General features: G+C 65.7%; 4 protein-coding genes and 1 pseudogene. 4 read left to right on the forward strand and 1 reads right to left on the reverse strand.

Annotated features, from left to right (window positions below; translation table 11 throughout):
- On the forward strand, positions 1 to 661 hold a 661-nt coding region (locus A2J02_RS22835), incomplete at its 5' end, for an aspartate kinase (RefSeq protein WP_156516349.1).
- 3 nt (positions 662 to 664) lie between these two features.
- A complete protein-coding gene (locus A2J02_RS22840) occupies positions 665 to 1,687 on the forward strand; it encodes an aspartate-semialdehyde dehydrogenase (RefSeq protein ID WP_068054019.1) in 1,023 nt (340 codons plus the stop codon).
- 49 nt (positions 1,688 to 1,736) lie between these two features.
- On the opposite strand, the gene A2J02_RS22845 is transcribed toward A2J02_RS22840, so the two are convergent.
- Positions 1,737 to 2,807 (reverse strand): ABC transporter ATP-binding protein, encoded by a 1,071-nt coding sequence (locus tag A2J02_RS22845; protein WP_068054022.1) that lies wholly within the window; start codon positions 2,805 to 2,807, stop codon positions 1,737 to 1,739.
- A 116-nt stretch (positions 2,808 to 2,923) separates the two neighbouring features.
- On the opposite strand from A2J02_RS22845, the gene A2J02_RS22850 reads away from it, so the two are divergent.
- Together A2J02_RS22850 and A2J02_RS22855 are read left to right on the forward strand one after the other, a co-directional pair.
- Positions 2,924 to 4,732, forward strand: a complete 1,809-nt coding sequence (locus A2J02_RS22850) for a multicopper oxidase family protein (RefSeq protein ID WP_068054025.1) — start codon at positions 2,924 to 2,926, stop codon at positions 4,730 to 4,732.
- A gap of 36 nt (positions 4,733 to 4,768) precedes the next feature.
- Positions 4,769 to 5,013: pseudogene (locus A2J02_RS22855) on the forward strand (HNH endonuclease signature motif containing protein); the annotation flags it as partial.

Below are 5,013 nucleotides of genomic sequence, written 5' to 3' on the forward strand. Positions count from 1 at the left end.
GGAGATGGCCGCCTGCGGCGCGAAGGTGCTCATGCTGCGCTGCGTCGAATACGCGCGTCGCTACAACGTTCCTGTTCACGTGCGCTCGTCGTACACCACGAAACCCGGAACGATCGTCTCCGGATCTATGGAGGACATTCCAGTGGAAGAAGCAATTCTCACCGGCGTCGCACACGATCGCAGCGAGGCGAAGGTCACCGTCGTCGGCTTGCCCGACACCCCCGGCTACGCCGCCAAAGTGTTTCGCGCGGTGGCGGATTCCGAGATCAACATCGACATGGTGTTGCAGAACGTGTCCAAGATCGACACCGGCAAGACCGACATCACCTTCACCTGCCCCAAGGCCGACGGCCCGACGGCAGTGGAGAAGCTCACCAAGCTTCAGGCCGAGATCGGCTTCGCTCAGGTGCTCTACGACGACCACATCGGCAAGGTCTCCCTCGTCGGTGCGGGCATGAAGAGCCACCCCGGCGTCACCGCGACGTTCTGTGAGGCCCTCGCCGACGCCGGCATCAACATCGACCTGATCAGCACCTCGGAGATCCGTATCTCGGTGCTTTGCAGTGACACTCAGCTCGACGAAGCAGTACGCGCGCTGCACGCCGCCTTCGATCTGGGCGGCGACGAAGAAGCCGTCGTACACGCAGGAACAGGACGATAGACGATGACCACAGTTGCAGTCGTAGGAGCCACCGGCCAGGTCGGTGCCGTCATGCGAACTCTGTTGGAGGAGCGCAACTTCCCCGCCGACACCGTTCGATTCTTCGCCTCCGCGCGCTCGGCGGGCAAGAAGCTGCCGTTCCGCGGCGAGGAGATCGTCGTCGAGGACGCCTCCACCGCAGACCTCGCCGGAATCGACATCGCGCTGTTCTCCGCGGGTGCGACGCTCTCACGTGAGCAGGCACCGCGTTTCGCCGCAGCAGGTGCCACCGTTATCGACAACTCCTCGGCGTTCCGCAAGGACTCGGACGTGCCGCTGGTGGTCAGCGAGGTCAACCCCGAGGACGCGAAGAACCCGCCCCGCGGCATCATCGCCAACCCCAACTGCACCACCATGGCCGCGATGCCTGTGCTCAAGGTGCTGCACGACGAAGCAGGCCTGCAGCGCCTGATCGTCTCGAGCTACCAGGCCGTCTCCGGCAGCGGACTCGCCGGCGTCGAGGAGCTCGCCACCCAGGCGCGCGCCGTCATCGGCGACGTCGAAAAGCTGGTGCACGACGGTTCGTCGGTGGATTTCCCGGCCCCGAACAAGTACGTCGCGCCCATCGCCTTCAACGTCCTGCCGCTGGCCGGTGCGTTGGTGGACGACGGATCCGGCGAAACCGACGAGGACCAGAAGCTGCGCAACGAATCGCGCAAGATCCTCGGCCTGCCGGACCTGCTGGTGAGCGGCACCTGCGTCCGCGTGCCCGTGTTCACCGGGCACTCGCTGTCGATCAATGCCGAATTCGCCAACCCGCTCTCGGTGGAACGCGCTCGTGAGCTGCTCGCCTCCGCCCCGGGCGTCTCTCTGGTCGACGTGCCGACGCCGTTGCAGGCCGCAGGCGCGGACGATTCCCTCGTCGGCCGGATCCGCCAGGACCCGGGTGTTCCCGAGGGCCGCGGACTGGCACTGTTCGTCTCGGGCGACAACCTGCGTAAGGGCGCGGCGCTCAACACGATTCAGATCGCCGAGCTGCTGGTCTGACGCCGTGCGCGTTGTGCGTCCCCAGGGGTACGCACAACGCGCACGACGGTCAGTTCAGGCGGTGACCCTCGGCGGAGGCGTCGAAGATGTGCGCGTGCGCGTCGTCGATACGGACGTGGACGCGGTCACCCTTCTCGGGTGGGCTGCGCCAATCGGCCCGTGCGACGATGGTCTCGGTGCGGCCGTTGATGTCCGCACGGCCGAACACGAAGGCCTCGGAGCCGAGTTCCTCGACCACGTCGATCTCCAGAGCGATTCCGCTGCTCGCGATCTCGATGTGCTCGGGTCTGATGCCGAACATCACCTCGGTGGCCGAGCCGAGAGTTTGTCGCGGCACCGGTATCACCTGATCGGCCAGGCGAACGCCGCCGTCGGTGACCGGGACGCGGAACAGATTCATCGACGGTGAGCCCATGAACCCGGCGACGAACGCATTGACCGGCTTCCGGTACAGCTCGCGCGGGGTGGCGCACTGCTGCAGCACACCACCTTTCAGGACGGCGACGCGATCGCCCATCGTCATGGCCTCGACCTGATCGTGGGTGACGTAGACCGTCGTCGTCCCGAGCCGGCGCTGCAACTGCGCGATCTGGGTGCGCGTCTGGACTCGCAGTTTGGCGTCGAGATTGCTCAGGGGCTCGTCCATCAGGAACACCTGCGGCTGCCGAACGATGGCGCGGCCCATGGCAACTCGCTGACGCTGACCGCCCGAGAGCGCCTTGGGCTTGCGATCGAGATACGGCTCGAGGTCGAGTAGCTTCGCGGCCTCCTCGACGCGAGCGCGAATGTCGTCCTTGTTCGCCTTCGCCAACTTCAGAGCGAAGCCCATGTTCTCGGCGACGGTCATGTGCGGATACAGCGCGTAGTTCTGGAACACCATCGCGATGTCGCGATCCTTGGGTTCGGAGTGGGTGACGTCCTTGCCGCCGATGAGGATGCGACCGGAATTGACCTCCTCGAGCCCCGCGAGCATCCGCAGCGACGTCGACTTTCCGCAACCCGACGGGCCGACCAGAACGAGGAATTCACCGTCCTCGATGTGCAGGTCGAGCTCGTCCACCGCGGGGGCGTCGGAGCCCGGAAACAGCCTGGTGGTGCGCTCGAAAGTAATCGTTGCCATGACAGATAGATCCCTCCACCGGCAGGAACGTGCCGGACGATCCGAGTGTGGGGTGACGGCGGGAGCCGACGGGCACATAGTATGGCCCCAATCACAACAAGGAGAGAGGTGGCTCGGTGAGCGGATCTGTGTCCAGGCGAACCGCCCTTCGTGGGCTCGCCGTCGCCGCAGTAGCCGCTGGTGCCGCTGCACTCCCGGTGGCGTCGACGACGCGCCGCGCGATGGCCGACGACTTCCTTCGTGGCCAGAGCCCCCTGCTGTTCCACTCACCGCCCCTCACGCCGTTCCGGGACGAGCTGCCCAGGTTGCCGCTGATCAGCGGTACCGAGGTGACGTTGGACGCGCACAGCTCCACCCACGTGTTCCACGCCGATCTACGGCCGGCGCCCACCTTCGGATACGGCCAGTGCGACTACCTCGGACCGACCATCGAGTCGCAGACCGGCCAGCCCTGGACACTGAAGTACTCCAACACAACCGCAGGCAACCCGCTCGCCGCCGACATCGACACCTCGCTGCACGGCATGAGCGAGATGGACCGCACGATGACACCGACGGCGCTGCACTTGCACGGTGCCGTCACCGAACCGGCGAGCGACGGTCACTCCGAGATGCTGGTGCGCCCGGGGGAGTCGATGACGCACAACTTCTCGGGGCTCAACGACGCCGCGGGACTCTGGTACCACGATCACGCCATGTCGATGACGCGCATCAACGTGTACGCGGGCCTGCTCGGCATGAACCTCGTGCGGGACCGTTGGGACACCGGTACGTCCGACAATGTGCTGGGTCTGCCGTCGGGTGAGTTCGAGCTGCCGTTGGTGCTGCAGGAAAAGATCATGAATCCCGACGGCAGCATGAGTATCCGTTCCAACATCACTGTGCCGCAGGGTAAATGGGAGGGCGGCGGCACCGGAGACGTGGGCGTCGTCAACGGCAAGATCTGGCCGACGATGGAAGTCGCCAGGGGAATGTACCGACTGCGCGTCGTCAACGCAGGGTCGTACAGCGTGTGGAACCTGTTCTTCACCAACAGACTTCGATTCTGGGTCATCGGGAACGACGGGGGATTGCTCGACGCTCCGGTGGAAGCCACCAGCATCCGACTCGCCCCGGCCGAGCGCGCCGACATCCTCCTCGATTTCGGTGCCGTGGAGCCGGGCGCACTGATCGAGCTGCTCAACGACGAGCCACCACCCGCTCAGGCGGCATCGCTCGGTGCGGTCCCGATGCCGATGTTCTGCCAGTTCCGCGTCGCGTCCGCGGCGGGGTTCCGGGGCGGCATGCCGACGCTGCTGCGCGGTGGCAAGGGGCAGCCGGATGTGTTGCCGCCGTTGCCGACCGCGACATTCACGCGAACGGTCACCGTCAACCAGCCGTCCGGTGGGCTCAACCTGGACATGACGCTGATGAACCTGAACAACCTGAGGTACTCGGACCCGGACATCGAGATGCCCAAGCAGGGGACCGTGGAGATGTGGAACATCGTCAACACGACGGTGGAGCCGCACCCGATTCACCTGCACCTGGCCCACTTCCGGACGCTGGGACGCATCCCGATCGACCTCGCCGCCTACCAACGTGATTTCCCCAGGCCCACATTCGGTACCCGATGGGCTCCGCCGGTGGAGAAGTTCCTCACCGGTCCGTCGGTGCCCCCGGCGGCGTGGGAAGCCGGGTGGAAGGACACCGTCAACACCTACCCGGGCACCGTCACGCAGATCCTCGTTGGATTCCCGACGGCCGACGAGCTCGGGTTCGACCCCGACGCCACCTTCGCCGGGCCGGCCGCGCACCACGGCGGCGAGCACGGTGGACACGACATGGGTGGGGGCGGCGAACTGCAGGGGTACATGTGGCACTGCCACATGCTTGATCACGAGGACCACGAAATGATGCTCAGGTACCGCACCGTCGCTCCGTGACAAAGCTTGTCGGTGGGTGGGTATAGCTTTCGTGGTGTGAAGACATGGGGGGATGTGTTCGGGCTCGGCGACCAGGAATTGGTCTCCGAGCTCGCTGGCGTGTCCTCCCTCGAAAACGAGCTCGCTGCAACGCGATTGACGCTGCTGGTGGAAATGGACCGCCGCGGTCTGGCCATGAAACTCGGCTACTCGTCGGTGACCCGGTGGTACGCGCGATCGGTGCGTATCACCGACGGGTCCGCGGCCCGTCAGATGGAGCTGGGGCAGTGGCTCACCGACCG

The sequence above is a fragment of the Rhodococcus sp. EPR-147 genome (assembly GCF_001647185.1).
In the GTDB taxonomy this organism is placed as follows: domain Bacteria; phylum Actinomycetota; class Actinomycetes; order Mycobacteriales; family Mycobacteriaceae; genus Rhodococcoides.